This is a genomic window from Microlunatus parietis (assembly GCF_013407955.1).
Taxonomy (GTDB): Bacteria; Actinomycetota; Actinomycetes; order Propionibacteriales; family Propionibacteriaceae; genus Microlunatus; species Microlunatus parietis.
Genome location: NZ_JACCBU010000001.1, coordinates 6,807,583 through 6,829,561, shown reverse-complemented (window position 1 = coordinate 6,829,561; position 21,979 = coordinate 6,807,583). Strand labels below are relative to the sequence as shown.

Sequence of the window (21,979 nt, the reverse complement as noted above, 5' to 3'; positions counted from 1 at the left end):
AGCGGTGCGGCGCAGGGTCAGTCCGGGCGGAGGTGGTCGATCGCGACGCCGTGCTCCTTGATCAACCGTCCGGCGATCAGCGACCGGTGGCAGGCCTCCGGGTCACGCTCGACGCACAGCAGCGCCGCGGTACCCCGGGCCGGCAGCGTGATCATGATCGGCTTCGTGCCGACCGGGTCGAGGATCTCGGCCGTGTAGCGGCGCACATACTCCGCGGCCAGGGTACGGCGGTTGCGCCGGCCGACACCCTGGCGGTCGTCCTCGGCGTACTGCAGGTGGCGCAGTTCGGTGGTCGGGGCGAGCTCCCGGAGGTGCAGGTACGCGATCCGGGCCGCGGCCAGGGATGCCTGCAGGCGTTGCGCATTCGCCCAGGCGTAGTCGGGTCCGCGGACCCCGCGTCGCTGCCGTACGTCGATCACCAGGCTGATCCCGGCCTGCGCCAGCCGATCCAGGAACGCCTCGCCGTCAAACCCGTACACACCGATCGTGATCATGGAATTCCTGATCATGAACTCACCCCTTCCACCGACCGGTCAGGCGACGGCAGTGCCTTCGAGTTCGACCAGCTGGCCGGGGATCGCGAGCCGGGTCACGCCGAGCATCGTCGTGGCCGGTGCCACGCCGGCGGCACCCAGCCGACCGGCCAGAATCCCGTAGTGCTGGAACAGCAGGTCGACGTCGGTCGTGTAGACGTTGAGCCGGACGAGGTTCGCCAGGGTCATCCCGGCCTCGCCGAGAACCGCCTCGAGGTTGTCCAGGCTCAGCCCGAGCTGCCCGGCAAGATCACCGTCGTGCTCGGGCTTCCCGTCGGCATTCATCGCGGTCTGCCCGGAGCAGTACAGCGTGCGGCTGGCCCCGGTGACGAGCTCACCCTGGTTGAATCCCAGCTCCGCCGACCAGGTCACCGGGTTGACCGCGTTGCGTTCCATGATCACATCAGCTCCACTTCTGTTTCGAGATGTACGAACGCGGGCCAGCCTGGCAAGCAATCACGACACCCTTGGTCAGGTATTCCCCACTAGAGTTCGGGGATGCGTGCGGACAGGCTGGTGTCGCTCGTGTTGCTGCTGCGGCAGAGCGGCCGGCTGAGCGCCACCACGCTGGCCCGCGAACTCGAGGTCTCGACCCGTACGGTGCTGCGCGACATCGAGGCACTGTCGGCCGCCGGGGTCCCGGTGTACGCCGAGCGGGGGCGGCACGGTGGTTTCGCGCTGCTGCCCGGCTTCCGCACCGAGCTGACCGGGCTCAACCACGACGAGGCCCTGGCCCTGCTGATCGCCGGCTCGCGGCGCGGCGCGGAGGCGTTTGGTCTCGGGTCGGCGCTCGCCTCCGCGATGCTCAAGGTGGTCGACGCGCTGCCGGACGGCTATCGCGACACCGCGGCCGGCGTGGCCGAGCGGCTGCTGATTGACCCGGAGACCGATCTGCTGGCGCGCCGCCTGGTCGCCGACGAGGTGCCTGACGCGGTCCTGGCCGCGATCCGGCGGGCCGTGCTCGCCGGGCACAAGCTGCGGATCCATTACGAGGCCGCCGACCAGCCACCGGCCTGGCGCACGGTGGACCCGATCGGGCTGGTGAACGTACGCGGGCAGGGCTATCTGCTGGCGACGAGGAGCGGCGAGGACCGTACCTATCGACTGTCCCGGGTCCGGGCCGCCGAGGAGCTCGCCGAGCCGGCCGACCGCCCGCAGCGGGTCGACCTCGACCGCGCCTGGCGGGACCGCAGCACCCGGTTCCGGACCGGCGGCGATCAGGTCACCGTGCAGGCCCTGGTCGCTCCGCATCGACGCGAGGAGATCGCGGGTACGGCACTCGCGGTGATCACCGAGCGCACCGAGCCGGACGGCCGGGTCCGGCTGGAGCTGACGTTCCAAGATCAACGCCACGCGCTCTGGGCGCTCTGGCAGCTCGGGCAGGACGCGGAAGCCCTGGCGCCGTCGTCGTTGCGCGCCGAGCTCCGCGAGCGGGCCGCCGCGATCGCGGCGCGGTACTCGTACTAGCCCAGGCGCCGCTGCAGCACGCCGGCACCAGGGCCGGTGAGCTCACGGGCGACGGTCGCCCGGCCGGCCAGTGCCATCAGCACCGCCTCGGCGCTCCCCCGCGCCTCGGGCCCGCGACCGTACGACCAGTCCAGATCGGCGGCGACCACCCGCACGCCGCGGACGTGCCAGAACCCGCGCAGCGGCGGCGCGGTCACGGCGAACGGCAGCACCGCGCGGAGTCGCTCGGCCGGGATCGCCCGGGGCGCGCCCAGGGAACGGCGAATGTCCTGGTGGTGGATCACCGCGTCGGCCAGCCCGACCATGCCGCCGAACTTGGCCGTCGAGCCCTGCGGGGTCAGGTGCGCACGCAGGAACGCGATCAGCTCCGCCGGGCCGAGGTGCGCGTAGTCCGCTCTGGCCACGTCGTTGAGCCGGGCGAAGCTGAACCCGGCCCGCCGCAGCCGGTCCACGAAGTCCCGCAGGTTGTGATCTTCGTAACTGATCATGTGGGAGACGACGTCACGGACCCGCCAGCCGTCACAGAGGGTGGGCACGTCCCACTGCTCAGGAGTCAACGTGGCAAGGAAATTCGCAAGATCGGCTCGCTCCGCCCGGGCCAGGCTCATCACGTCCACGCCCGCATTCTTGCAGGGCTAGTGTCGCGCGTCCCTAGCGGACTCCCACCGGAGCGATCAGGGCGGCGATCGCGGTCAGCGCGGCCGGCTGCAGTCGGTAGTAGGCCCACTTGCCGCGCTGTTCCCGGGTCATCACGCCGGCCTCGACCAGGAGCCTGAGGTGGTGCGACACGGTCGGCTGGGACAGCCCGACCGGCTCGGTCAGATCACAGACGCAGGCCTCTCCCCCGTCGTACGCCGCGACCAGGGAGATCAGCCGGAGCCGGGTCGGGTCGGCGATCACCTTGAGCGAGCCGGCCAGTGCCTCGGCCTGGTCGACGCTCAACACCTCGCCGGACAGCGGCGAGCAGCAGGTGACGGACGTGATCGGCAACATGGCTCGAGTGTAGATCATGTATTGACAGATATCGATGCGACGTGCCTAGAATCGGCACACATCGAAGATCATCGATTTGAAGGGAAGTCCACCATGACAGGGATTTCAGGGGCCGAGAGCGACCTGGTGGAGCAGGTACGGCAGCGCTACGCCGGCGCCGCCACCCAGGTCGCGCAAGGCGCCGAGCGGGTCGGCTGCGGCGAGACCGCGACGGGCTCGTCCGGCGGCTCGTGTTGCGGACCGGAGCCGCTCGAGATCACCGAGACATTCGGCTCCGCGCTCTACGCGGCGGCCGAGCGCGACGAGCTCCCGGTGGCGGCGGTCGCGGCCAGCCTCGGTTGCGGCAATCCGACCGCGGTCGCCGAACTCCGGGAGGGCGAGCGGGTGCTCGACCTCGGCTCCGGCGGCGGGATCGACGTGCTGCTCTCGGCGCGCCGGGTCGGCCCGACCGGCTTCGCGTACGGCGTCGACATGACCGACGAGATGCTCGAGCTGGCCCGGACCAACGCCGCCCAGGCGGGCGCCGCCAACGTCGAGTTCGTCAAGGGCACCATCGAGGACGTACCGCTGCCCGACGCCGCGGTCGACGTGGTGATCAGCAACTGCGTGATCAACTTGTCGGTCGACAAGCCGAAGGTGCTCGCGGAGATGTTCCGGGTGCTGGCCCCGGGCGGCCGGATCGGCATCAGTGACGTGGTCGCCGAAGATCAACTCGCTCCGGCCGAGCGGGCCGAGCGGGGCAGCTACGTCGGCTGCATCGCCGGGGCGCTGTCCCGGACCGAATACCTGGAGGGTCTGGCCGCGGTCGGGTTCGTGGAGACCTCGGTCGAGTTCACCCATCAGGCCGCCGACGGCATGCACGCGGCGATCATCCGCGCCGTCAAACCGAACTGAGGAACGGATCCGGACCGGATCGACGCTCCTCCCACTTCAACGTATATCGCGACCGGGGCCTTGCCGCAAGGCCCCGGTGCGGCTGCAGAATCTCCGTCGTGGCCGGGGCAGGCGCAACGCGCGACCGGCCGAACCGACCAGGGGGATTGCATGCTCGATGTGATCATTGCGGGTGGCGGGCCGACCGGCTCGATGCTGGCCGCCGAACTCAGGCTGCACGGCGTCGCGACCATGATCGTGGAACGCGACGCCGAACCACCGGCCTTCATCCGCTCGCTCGGCCTGCACGTCCGCAGCGTCGAGGTGCTGGACCAGCGCGGCATCCTTGATCGTTTTCTGGCCGTCGGCCGGCGCCATCCGATCGCCGGGCACTTCGCCGGGATCGTCAAGCCGCCGCTGGACGACCTGGACACCACGCATCCGTACATCCTCGGCATGCCGCAGCCGGTCTCCGACCGGCTGCTGTTGGAACGGGCCGTCGAGCTCGGGACCGAGGTCCGGCGAGGCTGTGCGGTCACCGGCCTGGAGCAGGACGAGGACGGCGTGACGGTCGAGCTGGCCGACGGCAGCCGGCTCCGGTCGCGCTATCTCGTCGGCTGTGACGGCGGCCGCAGCACCGTACGCAGGCTGCTCGGCGTCGGCTTTCCCGGTGAGGAGTCCACCACCGACCTGCTGCTCGGGGAGGTCGAGGTCGGCGTACCGAACGAGGAGGTCGCGGCGGTCGTCGGCAGGGTCCGTGAGACGGATCTCCGGTTCGGCGCCGGGCCGGTCGGCGACGGGGTGTACCGGATCGTCGTGCCGGCCGCCGCGGTGGCCGAGGACCGGTCCGTGCCGCCGACGCTGGACGACCTGGGCCGGCAGTTGCGGCGGATCGCCGGCACCGACTTCGGCATCCACTCCCCGCGCTGGCTGTCCCGGTTCGGCGACGGCACCCGGCTCGCCGACCGGTTCCGGGTCGGCCGGGTGCTGCTGGCGGGCGACGCGGCGCACGTCCATCCGCCGGCCGCCGGGCAGGGCCTGAACCTCGGCATCCAGGACGCGGTCAATCTCGGCTGGAAGCTCGCCGCGGCGGTGGCCGGCTGGGCGCCGGACGGCCTGTTGGACAGCTATCACGACGAGCGGCACCCGGTCGCCGCCGACGTCCTGCACAACACCCGGGCCCAGATGGAACTGCTCTCCCCCGAGCCCGGGCCGCGGGCGGTGCGCCGCCTGCTGGCGGAGCTGATGGACCAGGTCGAGGTCCGACGGCTGCTGATCCAGAAGATCACCGGCCTCGGCATCCGGTACGACCTCGGCGACGAACCCGAACCGGTCGGCCGGCGGCTGCGGGACCGGCCGCTGATCCGGGGACGGCTCTACGACCGGCTGCATTCCGGCCGCGGGCTGCTGCTGGACCGGACCGGCACGCTCTCCGTCGACGGCTGGGCGGGCCGGGTCGACCGGGTCGCCGAGAATGTACCGGATCTTGATCATTCCGGCTATCTGGTCCGGCCGGACGGCTACGTCGCCTGGGCCGGTCATGATCAAACCGAACTGCGGCAGCGACTACACCGGTGGTTCGGTGCGCCGACCTCGTGAGCCGCGTGCTTGACTGGTGAGTGATGGCGATCAGTGCGTACGACATCGATCTGTTCGAGCGGAGCCGGGGCCGGCTGGAGGCGATCGCCTACCGGCTGCTCGGCTCCGCCACGGACGCCGAGGACGCGGTCCAGGACACCTTCCTGCGCTGGCACGGCGCGGACCGGGACCGGATCGAGAACACCGAGGCCTGGCTGACCAAGGTGCTCACCAACGTCTGCCTGAACCAGCTCGGCTCGGCCCGGGTCCGGCGGGAGCGCTACGTCGGGACCTGGCTGCCGGAGCCGCTGCTGGCCGGCGACCGGATGCTTGGGCCGGACGAAACCACCGAGCAGCGCGAGTCGGTCTCGATCGCGATGCTCACCCTGATGGAACAGCTGTCGGCCAACGAGCGCGCCGTCTACGTGCTCCGCGAGGCGTTCGGCTACCCGCACGCCGAGATCGCCCAGATCCTCGACCTGTCCGAGACGAACTGCCAACAGCTGTACCGGCGCGCCAAGCAGCGGCTGACCCGGGCCCGGACCCGGCGGACGATCAAGGCCGCGACCGCGGACAAGATCACCGAGGAGTTCCTCGCCGCCGCCCTCAGCGGGGATCCGGAGTCGTTGATCAAGCTGCTCACCGACGACGCGGTGAGCGTGGCGGACGGCGGCGGCAAGGTGCCGGCCCGGAGCACACCGATCGTGGGAGCGCTCAAGATCGCCAGGTTCCTGACCGGCGTTTTCCGGCCCAGCGCCTCCCGACGGGCCCTCGCCGAGGACTTCTTCAGCGGCGCGCCGGATCTCTATCCGGCGGTCAGCAACGGCGACCCGGCCGTGCTCGCCGTGGTCGGCGACCGGGTGATCGGCGTGATCGCGCTGGAGCTGACCGAGGACGGCGTCGCGGCGCTGCACATCCAGGCCAACCCGGACAAGCTGGCCCGGCTCACCCGGCAGTGGCCGGACCTCGATCACGGCGAGCCGATCGCCCGCTTCGGCGCCTGATCGAGCCGGGCCTGTCAGGTTTCGCCGCCCGGCCCGGTTCTTGGGGTGTGACCTCAGACAGGAGCGGGAAGCTGAACCATCGCATCGTCGTCCTCGGCGCCGGCTACGCCGGGGTCCTGGCGGCCGGGAGGCTGGCGCGGCAGCTCGGCGACGGCGTCGAGATCGTGCTGGTCAACGCCGACGGCGACTTCGTCGAGCGGGTCCGGCTGCACCAGCTGGCCGCCGGTCAGGATCTGCGGCCGCGGCCGTTGCGGGAACTCTTCGCCGGCAGCACGGTCGCGGTCCGGCAGGCCGTCGTCGACGGGCTCGACGTCGATCGCCGTACCGTCAGGCTGCGGGAGGACGCCGGTGCCGCCGAGATCGGCTACGACACGCTGGTGTACGCCCTCGGCAGCACGGCCGCCGATCACGGCATCCCGGGCGTCACCGAACACGCCCAGACGCTGGCCGGCCGGGCCGGCGCGCTGCGGTTGCGGGACCGGCTCCGTGAGCTTCCGGCCGGCGCCTCGGTGGCCGTGATCGGCGGCGGATTGACCGGGCTGGAGGCGATCACCGAGATCGCCGAGTCGCGGCCCGACCTGAAGCCCGCGCTGATCACCCGGGAGCCGCTCGGCGACCGGCTCGGCGACCGGGCGCGGCGGCATCTGGGACGGGTCCTGAACCGGCTCGGCGTCGCCGTGTCCGACCAGCGTGAGGTGCTCCGGGTCGAGGACGGAGCGGTGATCACCCACCGCGGAGCGGTCCCGGCGGCGGTCACGGTCTGGGCGGCCGGTTTCGGCGTCCAGCCGATCGCCGCGGCCGCCGCCCTGGAGGTCACCGGCGGCGGGCGGATCGTCGTCGACGAGACGATGCGGTCGGTCTCGCACCCGGACGTGTACGCCGTCGGCGACGCCGGTTCCGCGGCCGGCGTCAACGGGACGACGCTGCGGATGTCCTGCGCCTCGGGACTGCCGATGGCGCTCCGGGCCACGTCCGCGATCATCGCGCGACTGACCGGCCGCCCGGTCCGGCCGCACCCGATCAGCTATTACCTCCGCTGCATCAGCCTCGGCCGGCGGGACGGGATCATCCAGCCGGTGACCAGGGACGACCGCGCGCTGGCCGCGGCGATCACCGGCCCGGCCGCCGCGCGGATCAAGGAGTTCGTCTGTGCCGGCGCGGCCTGGTTCGCGACCCATCCAGTGGTGCTGCGGCGGGCCGGGTCCGTCCTGCTACCGGGACGGGACCGGCAGCAGGCGGCGTGACCGGCCGGACCGGGGGCTGCCGGCCGGCGACCGCACTGTTCAGTCGGCCGACTTCCTCGGCTCGGACAACTCGATAGCGTTGCCCGACGGATCGTCCAGCAGGATCTGCTTCCCGCCGAAACCGGCGACGATCTCGTTGCGGAAGGACGCGCCGCCGGCCCGCAGCCGGTCCACCTCGGCGTCGAGATCCTCGGTCGTGATCACGATTCGGTTCCAGCCGCCCGGCTCGGGGCGGCGCCCGTCCGGCATGGCCTGGGCAGCACCGCCGGCGCCGACCGGTTCGGACAGCAGCAGCCGAAGGTCGCCACGGCTCAGCGCGGCGAAGCCCGGTGCCGGATGCAGCTCCACGGTGAAGCCCAGAAAGCCGGTGTAGAAGGCGATCGCCGTCTCCACGTCGTCCACGATGTAGCGCACCGATACCATGATCGACATCTCCCTCGATAGATCAATTCCATTTGATTCAAACACCGCTGATGTATCGTGTCAACATGGTCTCGACCGCCGCCGCCCCACCTCCCTTCCTCGGCCTGGTCGCCCACCCGCTGCGCTGGAGCCTGCTGACCACCCTGGGCCGGAGCGATCTCCGGGTCCGCGAGCTGACCGAGCTGGTCGGCGAGCCGCAGAACCTGGTCTCCTACCATCTGGCCCTGCTCCGGCGAGCGGGCCTGGTCGAGGCTCGGCGGAGCAGCTTCGACGGCCGGGACAGCTACTACCGGCTGGAGCTGCAGGCCTGTGCCGAGGCTCTGGCCCACGTCGGATCGGAACTGCACCCCGCGCTCCGGCCCGCCGAACCCGCCACCGGAGGACGACGCCGGGCACCGGTCCGGGTGTTGTTCACCTGCACCGGCAACAGCGCCCGATCACCGATGGCCGCGGCCCTGCTCCGGCAGCAGGCGGGCGACCGGGTGCAGGTGCACAGTGCCGGCAGCCGGCCGCGGCCGCTGGATCCGCGCACGGTCAAGGCCCTGCGCCGCTACGATCTGGACCTGGCCGGTCACCGGCCGCAGTCACTGGACCGGTTCGCCGGCCGCCGGCTGCACCACGTGATCAGCCTGTGCGACAAGGTGCGCGAGGAGCTGCCCGGCTTCACCCACCAGCCCGAGCTCCGGCACTGGAGCATCGCCAACCCGGCCGACGCCGATGATCAAGAGGCGTTCGACCGGACCGCGGCCGAACTCGATCTCCGGGTCCGGCAGCTGGTCCCCGCGCTGCTCGCACCCTGACCGCGATCACTCGCCGACGGTCTGCCGGTCCGGGTCGGAGAAGGAGATCACGAAGATCGCCTGCTCGGTGCCCAGATTGCGCGCGTTGTGCACCTTGCCGGACGGGATGCTCACCGTGTCGCCCGGGCCCATCTCGAACGTCGCGTCGTCGACGCTGTGCAGGATCCGGCCCTGCAGCACGTGCAGCACCTCGTCGCAGTTCGGGTGGTAGTGCCGCGGGTTCTGCTGGCCGGGATCGAGATAGCACCGGCCGACCGTCATCGTGGTCGAGTTGCCCTGCCGGCCGGACACCATCCAGACCAGCCGGCCCCACTCCTGATCTTCGGTGATCACCCGGTCGGCGGGCATGAGGTGCGGATCAACGTCCGGCATGGTTCTCCTCGGTTGGGCTAGTGTCGTGAGTCAGTGGTGCGGTGCCGATAGTCGGGCTCAGAAGTGGTGAGCTGCAAGGCGGAGGACGGAGGCGTATCGGGAATACGTCGACCGACGACAACGCAGCAGATCGCCGCTTCTGGGCCCGAATATCGGTGCCGCATTACTGACTCACGACACTATCGTGTCCGGGTGGGGTTCACCCGGGCCGAACTGGAGTCGTACCGAAACCGTACCGTCCCCGACCTGATCGGTCCCGGGGTGCTGCTGCTGTTCGTCGGCATCAACCCAGGGCTCTGGACGGCCGTGACGCAGACCCACTTCGCGCATCCGGGCAACCGGTTCTATCCGGCGCTGCGGCTGGCCGGCATCGTCGATCGTGATCTTGATCGCTCGGCCGGCCTGACCGACGACGACCGGCGCTACCTGATCTCCCGCGGGGTCGGCATCACCAACCTGGTGCCGCGGGCCACCGCCCGGGCCGACGAGCTGACGCCGGAGGAACTGCGGGCCGGCCGGCAGCGGCTGCTCGATGTGATCACCGAGCACCGGCCGCGGGTGGTCGCCGTTGCCGGGCTGTCCGCATACCGGATCGCGTTCGGCCGGGCCAAGGCCAGGGCCGGCCAGCAGCCGGAGCCGATCGCGGGTGCCGAACTATGGCTGGTGCCGAACCCGAGCGGCCTGAACGCGCACGCGACGACCGCATCGCTGGCCGCGGACTACGCCGCCGCGGCACGCGCGGCCGGGGTGATCGGATGACCGGCGAGGTGATCATTGCCGCCGAGCGGGCGGTCGACGACCAGGACCTGATGATCTTGTACGGCTCCGCCGGCTGGACCGCCTACACCGCGGATCCGGACGTCTTCCGGAGGGCGATCGCCAATTCCTCGCACGTGGTCACCGCGATCTCCGACGACGCCACGATCTGTTACCTGCAAGACGTTCTGGTGCATCCGGGATGAGCGCCGGCCGGGATCGGCCGGGGCCTGGTGACGCGAGTTCGGCGACGGGACGCTGCGTGGCTTCGTCAGGTTCGACCGGTCCTGATCACCCGCTGGCCGACGCCTGGTTGGCGTACACCTGGGCGACGGCCAGCTTCAGCTGGTTCGCCAGCGGATCAGCTCCGACCAGGTCCTTCGCCCGCCGCCGCAGCCGGGCCCGGTCCTCGGTCGGCACGAGCTTGATCAGCAGCCCGGCCGCCAGCACCAGGGCCACCAGGACCGAGGTCTCCGGATCGGGCTGGCCGTCCGCGATCAGCGCATAGTGCAGCCGCTCCCGGGTCACCCGGTCCGGCCGGGGATCGCGGATCGGCCAGGCCGTGGTCGGGAACACGCCGAGCACCCGGTCGGCCCGCTGTCCCAGGATCCCGGCCGCGACCAGCCGCCCGGACAGCAGCCCCGACACGTCCTTGATCAGCGGGCGGAACCGGAACGCGTTGATGGCCTCCGACAGCTTCTGGTCCGGTTTCGCCACCAGCCCGGCCAGCATGGCGTCCAGGACTGCGTCGCCGGTCGGTGTGGGGTCGAGGACGGCGAGTCGGCGCCGGCGCATCAGCCCGTCACTGTCCGGCGTGATCGCGATCCTCCCGCACAGCACGAGTTCGGCGGCGACGGCGCCGTGCAGCGCCGGTTCCAGATGGCTCCGACCGGCGACCCGCCGACCGGACTCCGGGTCGAGGCAGAGCAGCAGGAACCTCTCCGCGGTGAGCATTCCACCACGGTACCGACGGTGCCCGGTCACCGCTTTCGCCGATGTGCTGTGATGTCCTGCATGAGCTCGCCCGCACCCGAGACGCCACCCGACCTGCCGGGCCCGTCGCCGACGTCGTACCCGATCTCTCAGACCGTGCTCGGCAACGGCTTGCGGGTGATCGCGAGCCCTGATCACGGGGCGCCGTCGGTCGCGGTCAATCTCTGGTACGACGTCGGCTCGCGACACGAGCAGCCGGGCCGGACCGGGTTCGCGCACCTGTTCGAGCACATCATGTTCCAGGGCTCGGCCAACGTCGCCGCCGGCCAGCACATCGGGCTGATGCAGGCGGCCGGAGCGATGGTCAACGCGACCACCTCGATGGACCGGACCAACTACTTCGAGACGCTGCCCACCGGCGGTGCCGATCTGGCTCTGTGGCTCGAGGCGGACCGGCTGGGCACGCTGCTGGACGCGCTGACCCAGGAGAACCTGGACACCCAGCGCGAGGTGGTCAAGGAGGAGAAGCGGCAGCGCTACGACAACGTCCCCTACGGCGACGCGATGCAGCGGCTGATCGAGCTGACGTTCCCGGCCGACCATCCGTACGGGCATACGACGATCGGCTCGATGGACGATCTGAACGCGGCGACCGTGGACGACGTCCGGGCGTTCTTCGCCACCCACTACCTGCCGAACAACGCGGTGCTCACCATCGCCGGTGATCTTGATCCGGAGGACGCCTTCGAACGGGCCCAGCGCTACTTCGGCGACCTGGCGGCCGGACCGGCGCCGGCCGACCCGGACCCGACCCCGCTGCCGGTGATCACCGGGCTGCCGCAGGCCGAGACGACCGCCGTGGTGCCGGCCGAGGCGATCTACCTGACCTGGCGGCTGCCGACCCGGGACACGCCGGAGTTCGACGCGGCCGACCTGGCGCTGTCCGTGCTCGGCCACGGCCAGACGTCTCGGCTGCACCGTGCCCTGGTCCGCGGCGCCGAGCTGGCCGAGAGCGCGGCGGCGATGACCATGCCGCTGATCGGCGGCACCTCGATCGGGATCTGCTACGCCCGGGCCCGGTCCGGCGTAACGCCGGAGCGGCTGACCGAGGCGCTGCTGGCCGAGGTGCACCGGCTCCGCAACGACGGCCCGACCGAGATCGAGGTCCGCCGGGCCAAGGCCCAGTTCGAACGCCACTGGCTGAACGAGCTGGCCCGGATCGACTCCCGCGCCGACACGATCGGCGAGTACGCCACCCTGCACGGCGACCCGACCATGATCAACTCCCGGTTGGCCACCTTCACCGCGATCGACCAAGATCAAATCGAGGCCGCCCTGACCGACCGGCTCGATCCCGATCATCGGGCCACCCTGATCTACCGCAAGGAGTCCGCGTGACGTCCCACCTGCCCCAGCCGTCGATCGAGCCGCCGCGGGAGTGGCTGTTCCCGACCCCGGAACGGCACCGGCTGGACAACGGGCTCGCGGTGGCGATCTACCGGATGCCCGGGCAGCACGTGATCTCCGGCCATCTGGTGATCGACGCACCGCTGGACACCGAGCCACGTGACCTCGAGGGCGTCGCCACCATCTGTGCCCGGACCCTCGACGAGGGCACCCGGCGGCACGGCGGCGAGGAGTTCGCCGAACAGCTGGAGACGCTCGGCGCCGGCTTCGGCGTCGACGTGTCGCTGGCCGGGCTGCAGGCGGTCCTCGACGTACCCGCCTCCCGGCTCCGGCCGGCCCTGGACCTGTTCGCGGAGGCGGCCATCGAGCCGGCCTTCGCCGACAGCGACGTGGAACGGCACGTCACGCTGCGGCTGGCCGAGATCGACCAGGTGTACGCCAACCCGGCCCAGTCGGCCAGCGTCGCGTTCCGGTCCGGCGTGTTCGCTGCCGAGAGCCGGGCCAGCCGGATGAACAGCGGCCAGCCGGACACGGTGGCCGCGGTCACGCCGGAGTCCGTACGAGCCTTCCACCATGATCATTTCCGGCCGGACCGGGCCACGCTGGTGCTGGCCGGCGACTTCGCCGAGGACCCGCTGCCGTTGATCATCGACGCGTTCGGCGGCTGGACGGTCGCCGAGCCCGGGCAGCCGGCGCCGGAGCATCGGCTGCCCCGGCCGGCCGAGCCGCGGGCGGTGATCATCGATCATCCCGGCGCCGTCCAGGCCGACCTGCGGCTGGGCGGCTTCGGGATCGACCGGACCGACCCGCGCTGGGCCGACGTCACGGTCGCCGGTTACGCCGTCGGCGGCGCCTTCCTGTCCCGGCTGAACGCGGTGCTGCGGGAGGACCGCGGCTACACCTACGGCGTCCATCTCGCGTTCGGCCCGCTGCGCCGGGCCGGTTCGTACGCCGTCCAGGGAGCCTTCCGTACCGAGGTCGCGGCGGCGGCCCTGGCCGAGGGCCGCGAGCTGCTCGACCTCGCCGAGAAGCCGATCACCGCCGACGAGGTGCGCGACGCCGTCGCCTACTACACCGGGGTGTCGCCGCTGCGCTACGCGACCGCCGACGGGGTCGCCGACCAGGCCGGCAGCCAGGTGCTGGCCGGGCTGGACGATGATCATCTGAACCGGAACCTGGCCGAACTGCGGCAGGTGACGCCGGAATCGGCCACCGCCGGCTACCGTTCGGTGGTCGACCTGGACCGGCTCAGCCTGGCCGTGGCCGGCGACGCGGAGAAGCTGGCCGAGCCGATCCGGGCGCTCGGCTACGACCTGGTGGTGCTCGAACATCCCTGACCCTGCCGGACGCGCGGCTACCCTGGTCCGCATGCAATGTCCCGTGGATCAGACCGTCCTGCAGATGTCCGAGCGCCAAGGCATCGAGATCGACTACTGCCCGACCTGCCGCGGGGTGTGGCTCGATCGCGGCGAGCTCGACAAGATCATCGAACGCGACAACGCCGGCGGTGCAGCCGCTCCGCGGCAGGACCCGCCGGCCACCGCACCGACTCAGGCCCAGCCGGCCCGACCGCCAGTCGCGCCGCCGCCGGATCCGTACGAGAGCGTCGGATATCCGCAGCAGGGCTACCAGCAGCAGCGTTACCGCTACGGCTCCCCCGGCTCACCCGACTCGCCGGACTACCGCCACGGCGGCTACCAGCAGGGTCACCGGCGGCGCCGCAAGGGCGGCTTCCTCGGCGACCTGTTCGACTTCGACTAATCCTCGAGCGCGCTGAGCCTGTCGAAGCGCCTCGCGCCCCGAGCCCTTGCCAGGATCGGGGCGCGTTCTGCTTTCCTACCGGTTCAGCGCTTCCTCGGCCCGCTTGATCGCTTCCTGGGCTTCCCTGATCTTGGCCTGGTAGCCGGCCAGGTCGCCGCGCTTCAGGGCCGCGTCGGCCTCCGCGAACGCCTTGTTCGCCGCCGCGATCGCCGCGCTGGCGGCCGGGTTGTCCGGGTTGTCACCGCCGGGCTTGGGCGGCGTGTCGCCACCCTCCTCCTCGGTGGTGGCACCGGCGTCACCCTTGAAGACCTGGTCCAGCGCATCCTGAAGGGTGTCCCCGATCGCCACCGAGGATCCGAACCGGACCAGCACGAACCGCAACACCGGATAGGCGCCGGTGCTGCCCTGCCGCTGGGTGTAGACCGGCTGCACGTACATCAACCCACCGCCGACCGGAAGGGTCAGCAGGTTCCCGAACTGTGCGGCGGCGGTGCCCTGCTGGAACGGACGCAGCCGTTCCGCCACCACTTCGTTCGAGTTGAACACGTTCGCCGTCTGGCCCGGACCGTCGATCTGGGTCTGCGCGGACATCCGCAGGATCCGCAACCGGCCGTAGTCCGGGCTGCTCGCGTCGGCATTCACCGCCATGTAGGCGGCGAGGTTCTGCCGACCCTCCGGGACATAGGTCGAGGTCAGCGAGAACACTGGCGCCTCGTCACCCGGCCACTTGATCGACAGGAAGTTCGGCGTCTCCTTCGAACCCGTCTGCTGCGGATCGTCCGGCACCCGCCAGAGATCCGAGTTCTGGTACCAGTTCTGCGGATCGGTGATGTGGTATCGCGCCAGGATCTCGCGCTGCACCTTGTACATGTCCTGCGGGTAGCGCAGGTGCTTGAGCAGGTCGGCCGAGATCTCGGTCTTGTCCTTGACGATGCCCGGGAAGGCCTTCTTCCAGGTCTGCAACACCGGGTCCGTGTCGTCCCAGGTGTAGAGCGTGACCGTGCCGTCGTAGGCGTCGACGGTCGCCTTCACCGAGTTCCGCATGTAGTTGATCGCCGAGTTCGGCTGGGCCGGCAGCCCCATCTGCGTCCGCGAGTCCGACGTCGCTTCCTCCAGCGAGACCCGCTGGCTGTACGGATAGGAGTTGGACGTCGTGTAGCCATCGGCGATCCACACGATCCGACCGTCGACGACCGCCGGGTACATGTCGCTGTCGACCCGGAGCCACGGAGCCGCCTTCATCACCCGTTCCCGCGGCTGCCGGTCGTAGATGATCTTGGACTCGGGGTTCAGCTCGGTGGACAGCAGGATGTTCACATCGGCGAACTTCGCCGCGTAGAGGATGCGGCTCCAGAAATCGCCGATCGGCACCCCGCCCGTGCCCTCGTACGTGGTCGTCGCCGGGTTGCCGCCCTCGCCACCGGACGGCGTGTCGAACTCGACCGCGGGCGCGCCCTCCGGAGCTCCGACGATCGAGTAGTCCGTCTGCTTCTCGCCGAAGTAGATCCGCGGCTCGTACTCGGTCAACTTGCCGGTCGGCGGGATGTCCCGGACGATCCACTCCGGCTCCCCGCCGGGCTGCCGGCGGTTGCCGTAGGCGGCGACCAGGCCGTAGCCGTGGGTGTAGACACGCTTCAGGTTGTTCCAGTTCTGGGCTTCGATGCCCTGGTGGTTCATCTCCCGGACCGCCACAACGGCATCGGTCTCGGCGCCATCGATCGTGTACCGGTCGACGTCGAGGATCTCGCTGAACGAGTAGTAGCCACGGACCTGCTGGAGCTGTTCGAACGCGGGGCCCACCCGAGAGGGATCAATCAACCGGATGCCCGGCAGCGCCTCGGCATCGGCCCGCAACTGCCCGGCGGTGGCCGACGTCTTGGCCGAGTAGTCGGCGATCTCGACGTCCGCGACACCGTAGGCCTCCCGGGTCGCCTCGATGTTCCGTTCGATGTACGGACGCTCCCGGACCGGTTCGTTCGCCCGGACCTGGAGCAGCTGGACACCGGCCGGGTAGACCACACCGAGGATGATCGCGGAGAGGATCATCAGGGTGAGCCCGATGATCGGGACCGACCAGCGGCGCAGCGCGGCGTTGGCGAAGAACAGCAGCGCACACAGGCCGGCGATGATCGCCAGGATCACGTCGGCGTTGCGGGTCGCGTTGTCGGCGGTGTAGTTGACGCCGGTGAGGATCGTCGCGTCCGCGATCATCAGCCCGTACTGGTCGAACCAGTAGCCGACGCCGCGGACCAACACCGCCAGGCCGACCAGGATCGACAGGTGCGCCTGCGCGCCGGCCGTGCCGCCCCGGGCCGGGCCGGTCAGCCGCAGTCCGCCCATCAGGTAGTGGATGACCGCCGCCGCGGTCGCGCTGAACAGCAGCACGACGAACACGAACGACAGCGCGAACCGCCACCACGGGTAGTCGAAGACGTAGAAGCCGATGTCGAGGTTGAACACCGGATCGGTGGTGCCGAAGGGCGTCGAGTTGCGCCAGGCCAGATAGGTGAACACCTGCCCGCTCGCGGTGGCTCCGGCGAACAGGCCGACGACGACGCCGAGGCTGACGATCACCCAGACCAGCCGCGCCTCCAGCACCTCCCGGTAGCGCTCCAGCAGCGGACTCGACGGGCCCGCGCCGCGGACCCGCGGCCGCAGCCGGTACGCGATCGCGGCGTTGGCCGCGACCACCGCCGCCATCAGCAGCCCGAACGAGGCGAACAGCCCGATCCGGGTGATCAACATCGTGTTGAACACACTGCCGAAGTCGAACGAGACGTACCAGAGGCGATCGGTCCACACGTTGGTGAAGATCGCGAACAGGATCACCAGCACGGCCGCGATCACCAGCGTGGGCAGCAGGGCGCTCCGGGGCCTACCCAGCCGAATCGTACTCACGGTCTCTCCTCACCATCAGGCTCTTCACTGTTCAGCGTATGTGCTAGTGCCGCGCCCAGCCCGGGCACCAGGTCCGGTGCCGCCAGCAGGTCCTCCGGGCGCGAGGTCAGCCGGGCCACGCCGTGCCGATGGCCGGCCCGGTCGACTCCGACCACGACTCGGACATCCTGCCGGTCCGGGTGCTGATTGACGAATTCGGCGGCCCGGTCGGGGTCCTCCGGCAGGTCGGCCTCCGCGGCCGCCGGCAGGAAGGTCCGCTCCGCCGCGATCGCGCAGCCGAACACCGGTTCCGGCCAGATCACCGGGGCCAGGTCCGCCACCAGGTCGCCGGTGCTCTGGAAATGATCTTGCTCGATCGCAGTCAGCGCGTCCGCCGGGGCACCGTCGGCGCTGCCGCGCAGGCCGAGCCGGTCGACCAGGCCCGGTTCCGCGGCGATCACGTCGTCGGTGCGGACCAGGGCGAACAGCCGGGGCGGCTGGTCCCAGCCGGCCTCGCCCACGTGCCGTTCCAGTTCGATCAACGCCGCGACCAGTGCCTCGTCGGCCTGGGCGGGTCCTTCGGAGTCCGTACTCATCGAATCCTCATCCGCATCGGGGCAGGCTCTCCGGCCGGTCCAGCCGGCTCAACGAGTCGATACCGTCCTTCAGCGTGGTCACCTTGATCAACTCCAGGTCGGTCTGCAGCCCGGCGAGCTCCGGGCAGTTGGGTGCCGGCACCAGGAACACCGTGGCACCGGCGTTGTCCGCGGCCGTGATCTTCTCCTGCAGTCCGCCGATCGCCCCGACGTTGCCGTCCGGGTCGATCGTGCCGGTGCCGGCGATGTGCCGGCCGGCCAGCAGCTCCCCCGGCGTGATCTTGTCATAGATCGCCAGCGCGAAGACCAGGCCGGCGCTCGGCCCGCCGATCCGGTCACCAAGATCGAATTCGATCTGCGGGTCGTAGGAATAGCCCAGCCCGATGGTGATGCCGACGATCGGCACCCCGGGGTCCGTCTTCGACTCGACCGTCTGGACGACGACCTTCACCTTGCGATGATCACGCAGCACCTCGAACGGCACCCGGTAGCCGACCCGGTGCCGCTTGATCAACGCACCCGCCTGATCGACCTGGCTGACCGGCTGGCCGTCCACCGACATGATCAAGTCGCCGGGCTGCAGTCGATCATGGGCCGGCCCGTCCACGATCACCGAGGACACCACCGGCATCGGCCGCACCGGCCGGTTCGCCGCCCGCAGCGCGGCCACGATCGCATCGTGCTGCGCCGTCGCCATGCTCACGGTCTGTTCCTGCTCGGACTCCTCGACCGAGGTGCCCTCCCGGTAGACGCTGGCCCGCGGCAGCGCGTCCCGCCCCGGCAGCCAGTACGACAGCACGGCCTCCGGCAGGCTGACCCTGGCGTCGACCCGGGACACCGAGACGGTGGTCAGGTCGAGCCGGCCGTTGGTCGGATACGTCGGCGTGTCCTTGATCGTGATGATCGGGGCGCCGTTGACCTCGCCGAGGGTGTCCTGCACGCCGCCCGGCGACCAGGACACGTACGGCGCCGGCACGAACACCAGCAGAGCCGTCAACGCGATGAACACGGCCGCCGAGCAGAAGGCCGTCCAGGTCTGCTTGGTCACCCGACCACTCCGGCCGACGGGGACTCAGGCAGGCCGACCCAGGAGGTGTCGCCCGCCGCGTACTCCTGTTCCTTCCAGATCGGCACCTCGGCCTTGATCCGGTCGATCAGTTCGTGGCACACGTCGAGCGCCTCGGCCCGGTGTTCCGCGCCGACCGCGACGATCACGGCCAGGTCGCCGATCTCGAGCCGCCCGGTCCGGTGTTCGACCGCCGCGGTGAGCACCGGGCGGTCCGCTGTCGTACGGCGGATCAGGTCGGTCAGCACCGCCTCCGCGGACGGGTGCGCCGTGTAGTCGAGCGTGGTCACCTCGCGGCCCTCGTCGCGCCGGCGCACCGTACCGACGAAGAGGCCGATCCCGCCGATGTGGTCGTCCGCGACGGCCGCGAGCACCCGGTCGACGCTGAGCGGCGACGGGGTGATCTGGACGTGCCGGACGGCAACCATGCGCAGCACCCTACCCAGCGGGCCTGTGGATCGAACGGGGCGGACGGCGCGCTCGGCCGATTCTCAGGAATCGGAGAGTGCGCAGGTCTGTGCGGCACCAAGACTGTGCGCTGTCAGCGATCAGGTACGGGGTGCTCGGGCGGGGACGCGTACGGTGGTGGGAAGACGTCAACGAACCCCACGAGGAGATGGCCATGGCCGAGGATCGTCGCCCCGACGACCAGCCGGACCCGGACCGCGAGCCCGACGACGGGACCGGACCCGACGAGGCCGCGCGTTCGGACAAGTCCGGCGACGGGCCGGCCAATCCCCTCGAGGCCTTGTTCTCGCAGCTCGCCGGCGGCAACGCCGGTCTGGGCAAGCCGGGCGAACCCGGGAATCCGCAGGACATGAACGCGCTGATCGGCCAACTGCAGAACGCTTTCGCGATGCTCGGCGGGTCCGGTTCGATCTTCTCCCAGACAGCCGAGACCGGCTCCGGCGTGAACTGGGACGTGACCAAGGACACGGCACGCAAGGCCGTCGCCGCGCTCGGTCCCGACCCGACCCCGGACGACCGGCAGCGGCGCGAAATCGACCAGGCCGCGTCGATCGCCGAGGTGTGGCTGGACGAGGCGATGATCTTCCCCCGCACCACCGGCACGATGCGGGCCTGGAGCCGGGCCGACTGGGTCGAGCAGACGCTGCCGGTCTGGCGCCGGCTGGTCGAGCCGGTCGCGAGCCACATCGCCGACGCGATGGAGGGCGCCCTCAGCTTCAGCCTCGACTCCGAGGAGCTCCAGCAGCTGCCGCAGATGGCCGGCCTGGAACAGATGCTGCGGCCGATGCTGCGGACCTCCGGTGCCTCGATGTTCGGGCTGCAGCTCGGCCAGGCGCTGGGCCGGCTGGCCACCGAGGTCGTTGGCGCGACCGACATCGGGCTGCCGCTGAGCAAGCCCGGCCAGGCGGCCCTGCTGCCGACGAACGTCGAGGCCTTCGGCGAGGGACTTGATCAGCAGCAGAGCGACGTCCTGCTCTATCTGGCCCTGCGGGAGGCCGCCCGGCAGCGGCTCTTCGCGGCCGTGCCGTGGCTGCGCGAGCAGGTCCTGGCCCTGGTCGAGGAGTACGCGCGCGGCATCACGATCGACACCTCGGCGCTCGAGGAGGCGGTCGGCCAGATCGACCCGAACAACCTCGAGGAGCTCGGCCGCTCGCTGGAGGGCGGGCTGTTCGAGCCGCAGAAGACGCCCGAGCAGAAGGCGACGCTGGACCGGCTGGAGACGATGCTGGCGCTGATCGAGGGCTGGGTGGACCACGTGGTGACCCGGGCGACCTCGAAGTGGATGCCGGCGGCCGATGCGCTGGCCGAGACCGTACGGCGGAATCGGGCGTCCGGCGGCCCGGCCGAGGCGACCTTCGCGACCCTGGTCGGGCTGGAACTCCGGCCGCGGCGGATGCGGGACGCGGCGAACCTGTGGGCGGCGCTGGCCGAGGCCCGTGGCGTCGACGGCCGGGACGCGGTCTGGTCGCACCCGGACGTGCTGCCGACCTCGGCCGACCTGGACGACCCGCTCGGCTTCGTCTCCGGCGAGACCAAAACCGACGACTCCGACTTCGACGCCGCCCTGGCCGAACTGCTGGACGCCGAGGAGAAGCGCGACGAGCAGCATGATCGGAAAGACGGAGATGATCATGAGGGCGGGGCCGGCAAGGAGTGAGCCTGCTCGACAGCTGCCGCGACGTGCTGTCCGGCTGGCGTCCGGCCGATCCCGACCAGGAGTCGCTGCGGCTCGCGTACCTTGATCATCTTCGGGCGCGGCCGGACGGCTGGTCGCGCGACTGCCCGGGCGCCCACCTCACCGCGAGCGCGCTGATCAAGGCGCCGGAGACCGGACAGGTGCTGCTGGTGCTGCACCGCAAGGTCGGCCGGTGGCTGCAGGCCGGTGGCCACCTCGAGGCCGGCGACACCAGCCTGCCCGGGGCCGCCCTGCGGGAGGCGACCGAGGAGACCGGCCTGTCCATGATCACGATCGATCCGGTCCCGCTGCGGCTGTCCCGGCACCGGGTCGCCTTCTGCGGGCCGGGCGGCAGTGATCATCTCGACGTCCAGTTCCTGGCCACCGTGGCCGGGCGGCCCGATCCGGTGGTCAGCGACGAGTCGGACGACGTCCGCTGGTTCGACCCGGAGCGGATCCCGGCCGACGACCGATCGGTCACATCGCTGGTCCAGGCCGCGCTGCTTCGCTGAGTGTCCTTGATCATGACCGGTGGCGGGCTCTGGCAGGGTTGCTCCATGGCGCACGACTCCACGCACCGCTCCGTGTCCCTCACCCGGGACGCCGACGGCACGTTCACGGCCACCAACGTCCGTGGCGGCACGGTCACGATCGGGTCGGCGGACAGCGACTTCACCCCGGTCGAGCTGCTGCTCGCCGCCATCGCCGCATGTACGGCGATCGACGTCGGCACCGTGACCGCACGACGGGCCGAGCCCGACTCGTTCCGGGTCGAGGTCGACGCGGAGAAGATCCGCGACGAGCAGGGCAACCGGCTGACCGACCTGGCCGTGACGTTCGACGTGACGTTTCCCGACGGCGAGGCCGGCGAAGCGGCCCGTGAACTGTTGCCGAAGATCGTCGCGCAGTCCCACGACCGGCTCTGCACGGTCGGCCGGACCATCGAGCTCGGTACGCCGATCGCGACCCGGATCGAGTGAGCCGACGGACCGGAGTTGCCACTCCGCTCCGATCCCGCCAAACTGGCCATGCCTGCGGCGCCGCAGTGAGGCCGCGCTTGGCGCCGGCCTCGCCGCCTCACCTTCCCCCGAGGGTGGGGCGGTTTCACGTCTCCGGACGCTGAACAGTCAGATCGCCCGTGCCGGTCACGGCC

The 21,979-nt window shown here is 70.8% G+C and carries 25 protein-coding genes; 14 read left to right on the top strand and 11 right to left on the bottom strand.

Annotated elements, in window-relative coordinates:
* Positions 1-17 precede the first annotated feature (17 nt).
* Together BKA15_RS32815 and BKA15_RS32810 are read right to left on the bottom strand one after the other, a co-directional pair.
* A complete protein-coding gene (locus BKA15_RS32815; RefSeq protein ID WP_179757830.1) occupies positions 18-509 on the bottom strand; it encodes a DUF488 domain-containing protein in 492 nt (163 codons plus the stop codon).
* Positions 510-533: 24 nt separating this feature from the next.
* Entirely contained in the window at positions 534-929 is a 396-nt protein-coding gene (locus BKA15_RS32810) for a RidA family protein (protein WP_179758849.1), read from the bottom strand.
* Between the two features lie 102 nt (positions 930-1,031).
* Here BKA15_RS32810 and BKA15_RS32805 point away from each other — a divergent pair, with 102 nt between their 5' ends.
* On the top strand, positions 1,032-2,000 hold the full coding sequence (locus BKA15_RS32805) for a helix-turn-helix transcriptional regulator (RefSeq protein ID WP_179757829.1): 969 nt from the start codon (positions 1,032-1,034) through the stop codon (positions 1,998-2,000).
* Here the strand turns inward: BKA15_RS32805 and BKA15_RS32800 are convergent.
* Together BKA15_RS32800 and BKA15_RS32795 are read right to left on the bottom strand one after the other, a co-directional pair.
* A complete protein-coding gene (locus BKA15_RS32800) occupies positions 1,997-2,608 on the bottom strand; it encodes a maleylpyruvate isomerase family mycothiol-dependent enzyme (RefSeq protein ID WP_179758848.1) in 612 nt (203 codons plus the stop codon). The genes BKA15_RS32805 and BKA15_RS32800 overlap by 4 nt on opposite strands.
* Positions 2,609-2,651: 43 nt before the next feature.
* Positions 2,652-2,993: an ArsR/SmtB family transcription factor gene (locus BKA15_RS32795; RefSeq protein ID WP_246322476.1), complete on the bottom strand. Its 342-nt coding sequence runs from the start codon at positions 2,991-2,993 to the stop codon at positions 2,652-2,654.
* A 93-nt stretch (positions 2,994-3,086) separates the two neighbouring features.
* On the opposite strand from BKA15_RS32795, the gene arsM reads away from it, so the two are divergent.
* The 4 genes from arsM (at position 3,087) to BKA15_RS32775 (ending at position 7,692) form a co-directional block, all read left to right on the top strand.
* Positions 3,087-3,887: an arsenite methyltransferase gene (gene arsM / locus BKA15_RS32790; RefSeq protein ID WP_179757827.1), complete on the top strand. Its 801-nt coding sequence runs from the start codon at positions 3,087-3,089 to the stop codon at positions 3,885-3,887.
* A 150-nt stretch (positions 3,888-4,037) separates the two neighbouring features.
* Positions 4,038-5,465: a rifampin monooxygenase gene (gene rox, locus BKA15_RS32785; RefSeq protein ID WP_179757826.1), complete on the top strand. Its 1,428-nt coding sequence runs from the start codon at positions 4,038-4,040 to the stop codon at positions 5,463-5,465.
* A 23-nt stretch (positions 5,466-5,488) separates the two neighbouring features.
* Complete coding sequence (locus tag BKA15_RS32780; protein ID WP_179757825.1) at positions 5,489-6,448, top strand: RNA polymerase sigma-70 factor; 960 nt, start codon at positions 5,489-5,491, stop codon at positions 6,446-6,448.
* 47 nt (positions 6,449-6,495) lie between these two features.
* A complete protein-coding gene (locus tag BKA15_RS32775; RefSeq protein WP_218871675.1) occupies positions 6,496-7,692 on the top strand; it encodes an NAD(P)/FAD-dependent oxidoreductase in 1,197 nt (398 codons plus the stop codon).
* Positions 7,693-7,731: 39 nt separating this feature from the next.
* On the opposite strand, the gene BKA15_RS32770 is transcribed toward BKA15_RS32775, so the two are convergent.
* Positions 7,732-8,124 (bottom strand): VOC family protein, encoded by a 393-nt coding sequence (locus BKA15_RS32770; RefSeq protein WP_179757824.1) that lies wholly within the window; start codon positions 8,122-8,124, stop codon positions 7,732-7,734.
* Between the two features lie 56 nt (positions 8,125-8,180).
* On the opposite strand from BKA15_RS32770, the gene BKA15_RS32765 reads away from it, so the two are divergent.
* Positions 8,181-8,915, top strand: a complete 735-nt coding sequence (locus BKA15_RS32765; RefSeq protein ID WP_179757823.1) for an arsenate reductase/protein-tyrosine-phosphatase family protein — start codon at positions 8,181-8,183, stop codon at positions 8,913-8,915.
* A gap of 6 nt (positions 8,916-8,921) precedes the next feature.
* Here BKA15_RS32765 and BKA15_RS32760 read toward each other — a convergent pair whose 3' ends face one another.
* Complete coding sequence (locus BKA15_RS32760; protein ID WP_179757822.1) at positions 8,922-9,287, bottom strand: cupin domain-containing protein; 366 nt, start codon at positions 9,285-9,287, stop codon at positions 8,922-8,924.
* 192 nt (positions 9,288-9,479) lie between these two features.
* On the opposite strand from BKA15_RS32760, the gene BKA15_RS32755 reads away from it, so the two are divergent.
* On the top strand, positions 9,480-10,046 hold the full coding sequence (locus BKA15_RS32755) for a mismatch-specific DNA-glycosylase (protein ID WP_179757821.1): 567 nt from the start codon (positions 9,480-9,482) through the stop codon (positions 10,044-10,046).
* Positions 10,043-10,249, top strand: a complete 207-nt coding sequence (locus BKA15_RS32750; protein ID WP_179757820.1) for a hypothetical protein — start codon at positions 10,043-10,045, stop codon at positions 10,247-10,249. Before BKA15_RS32755 ends, BKA15_RS32750 begins: the two co-directional genes overlap by 4 nt.
* An 85-nt stretch (positions 10,250-10,334) precedes the next feature.
* On the opposite strand, the gene BKA15_RS32745 is transcribed toward BKA15_RS32750, so the two are convergent.
* Entirely contained in the window at positions 10,335-10,997 is a 663-nt protein-coding gene (locus BKA15_RS32745) for a GOLPH3/VPS74 family protein (RefSeq protein WP_179757819.1), read from the bottom strand.
* Between the two features lie 60 nt (positions 10,998-11,057).
* On the opposite strand from BKA15_RS32745, the gene BKA15_RS32740 reads away from it, so the two are divergent.
* The 3 genes from BKA15_RS32740 to BKA15_RS32730 are packed head-to-tail and all read left to right on the top strand — an operon-like array spanning position 11,058 to position 14,144.
* On the top strand, positions 11,058-12,374 hold the full coding sequence (locus BKA15_RS32740) for a M16 family metallopeptidase (protein ID WP_179757818.1): 1,317 nt from the start codon (positions 11,058-11,060) through the stop codon (positions 12,372-12,374).
* Entirely contained in the window at positions 12,371-13,720 is a 1,350-nt protein-coding gene (locus BKA15_RS32735) for a M16 family metallopeptidase (RefSeq protein ID WP_179757817.1), read from the top strand. Before BKA15_RS32740 ends, BKA15_RS32735 begins: the two co-directional genes overlap by 4 nt.
* A gap of 31 nt (positions 13,721-13,751) precedes the next feature.
* On the top strand, positions 13,752-14,144 hold the full coding sequence (locus tag BKA15_RS32730; RefSeq protein ID WP_179757816.1) for a TFIIB-type zinc ribbon-containing protein: 393 nt from the start codon (positions 13,752-13,754) through the stop codon (positions 14,142-14,144).
* A 75-nt stretch (positions 14,145-14,219) separates the two neighbouring features.
* On the opposite strand, the gene BKA15_RS32725 is transcribed toward BKA15_RS32730, so the two are convergent.
* Genes BKA15_RS32725 through BKA15_RS32710 form a run of 4 tightly spaced genes read right to left on the bottom strand, consistent with a single transcriptional unit; the run spans position 14,220 to position 19,111 of the window.
* Positions 14,220-17,042 (bottom strand): UPF0182 family membrane protein, encoded by a 2,823-nt coding sequence (locus BKA15_RS32725; protein WP_179757815.1) that lies wholly within the window; start codon positions 17,040-17,042, stop codon positions 14,220-14,222.
* Positions 17,039-17,617, bottom strand: a complete 579-nt coding sequence (locus BKA15_RS32720) for a PPA1309 family protein (protein ID WP_179757814.1) — start codon at positions 17,615-17,617, stop codon at positions 17,039-17,041. Before BKA15_RS32720 ends, BKA15_RS32725 begins: the two co-directional genes overlap by 4 nt.
* A gap of 7 nt (positions 17,618-17,624) precedes the next feature.
* Positions 17,625-18,665 carry a YlbL family protein gene (locus tag BKA15_RS37125; protein ID WP_179757813.1) on the bottom strand — a complete coding sequence of 347 codons (1,041 nt, stop codon included), beginning with the start codon at positions 18,663-18,665 and terminating at the stop codon, positions 17,625-17,627.
* Positions 18,662-19,111 (bottom strand): molybdenum cofactor biosynthesis protein MoaE, encoded by a 450-nt coding sequence (locus tag BKA15_RS32710; RefSeq protein WP_179757812.1) that lies wholly within the window; start codon positions 19,109-19,111, stop codon positions 18,662-18,664. The genes BKA15_RS37125 and BKA15_RS32710 overlap by 4 nt, the downstream gene beginning before the upstream one ends.
* Before the next feature lie 194 nt (positions 19,112-19,305).
* Here BKA15_RS32710 and BKA15_RS32705 point away from each other — a divergent pair, with 194 nt between their 5' ends.
* From BKA15_RS32705 to BKA15_RS32695, 3 genes are read left to right on the top strand one after another with little or no spacing between them, the layout of a single operon-like run.
* Positions 19,306-20,808, top strand: a complete 1,503-nt coding sequence (locus BKA15_RS32705) for a zinc-dependent metalloprotease (protein ID WP_179757811.1) — start codon at positions 19,306-19,308, stop codon at positions 20,806-20,808.
* Positions 20,805-21,338 (top strand): NUDIX hydrolase, encoded by a 534-nt coding sequence (locus tag BKA15_RS32700; RefSeq protein ID WP_179757810.1) that lies wholly within the window; start codon positions 20,805-20,807, stop codon positions 21,336-21,338. The genes BKA15_RS32705 and BKA15_RS32700 overlap by 4 nt, the downstream gene beginning before the upstream one ends.
* Positions 21,339-21,383: 45 nt before the next feature.
* The gene (locus tag BKA15_RS32695; protein WP_179757809.1) at positions 21,384-21,806 is read left to right on the top strand and encodes an OsmC family protein; all 423 of its coding nucleotides are present in this window, start codon (positions 21,384-21,386) and stop codon (positions 21,804-21,806) included.
* Positions 21,807-21,979: the final 173 nt, after the last annotated feature.

Coding starts and splice junctions, on each gene's coding strand:
- BKA15_RS32695 (WP_179757809.1), top strand. CDS start 21,384: ATGGCGCACGACTCCACGCACCGCTCCGTGTCCCTCACCCGGGACGCC.
- BKA15_RS32800 (WP_179758848.1), bottom strand. CDS start 2,608: ATGAGCCTGGCCCGGGCGGAGCGAGCCGATCTTGCGAATTTCCTTGCC.
- BKA15_RS32745 (WP_179757819.1), bottom strand. CDS start 10,997: ATGCTCACCGCGGAGAGGTTCCTGCTGCTCTGCCTCGACCCGGAGTCC.
- BKA15_RS32810 (WP_179758849.1), bottom strand. CDS start 929: ATGGAACGCAACGCGGTCAACCCGGTGACCTGGTCGGCGGAGCTGGGA.
- BKA15_RS32750 (WP_179757820.1), top strand. CDS start 10,043: ATGACCGGCGAGGTGATCATTGCCGCCGAGCGGGCGGTCGACGACCAG.
- BKA15_RS32740 (WP_179757818.1), top strand. CDS start 11,058: ATGAGCTCGCCCGCACCCGAGACGCCACCCGACCTGCCGGGCCCGTCG.
- BKA15_RS32730 (WP_179757816.1), top strand. CDS start 13,752: ATGCAATGTCCCGTGGATCAGACCGTCCTGCAGATGTCCGAGCGCCAA.
- BKA15_RS32705 (WP_179757811.1), top strand. CDS start 19,306: ATGGCCGAGGATCGTCGCCCCGACGACCAGCCGGACCCGGACCGCGAG.
- BKA15_RS32780 (WP_179757825.1), top strand. CDS start 5,489: ATGGCGATCAGTGCGTACGACATCGATCTGTTCGAGCGGAGCCGGGGC.
- arsM (WP_179757827.1), top strand. CDS start 3,087: ATGACAGGGATTTCAGGGGCCGAGAGCGACCTGGTGGAGCAGGTACGG.
- BKA15_RS32805 (WP_179757829.1), top strand. CDS start 1,032: ATGCGTGCGGACAGGCTGGTGTCGCTCGTGTTGCTGCTGCGGCAGAGC.
- BKA15_RS32795 (WP_246322476.1), bottom strand. CDS start 2,993: ATGTTGCCGATCACGTCCGTCACCTGCTGCTCGCCGCTGTCCGGCGAG.
- BKA15_RS32720 (WP_179757814.1), bottom strand. CDS start 17,617: ATGAGTACGGACTCCGAAGGACCCGCCCAGGCCGACGAGGCACTGGTC.
- BKA15_RS32765 (WP_179757823.1), top strand. CDS start 8,181: ATGGTCTCGACCGCCGCCGCCCCACCTCCCTTCCTCGGCCTGGTCGCC.
- BKA15_RS32815 (WP_179757830.1), bottom strand. CDS start 509: ATGATCAGGAATTCCATGATCACGATCGGTGTGTACGGGTTTGACGGC.
- BKA15_RS32770 (WP_179757824.1), bottom strand. CDS start 8,124: ATGTCGATCATGGTATCGGTGCGCTACATCGTGGACGACGTGGAGACG.
- BKA15_RS32710 (WP_179757812.1), bottom strand. CDS start 19,111: ATGGTTGCCGTCCGGCACGTCCAGATCACCCCGTCGCCGCTCAGCGTC.
- rox (WP_179757826.1), top strand. CDS start 4,038: ATGCTCGATGTGATCATTGCGGGTGGCGGGCCGACCGGCTCGATGCTG.
- BKA15_RS32760 (WP_179757822.1), bottom strand. CDS start 9,287: ATGCCGGACGTTGATCCGCACCTCATGCCCGCCGACCGGGTGATCACC.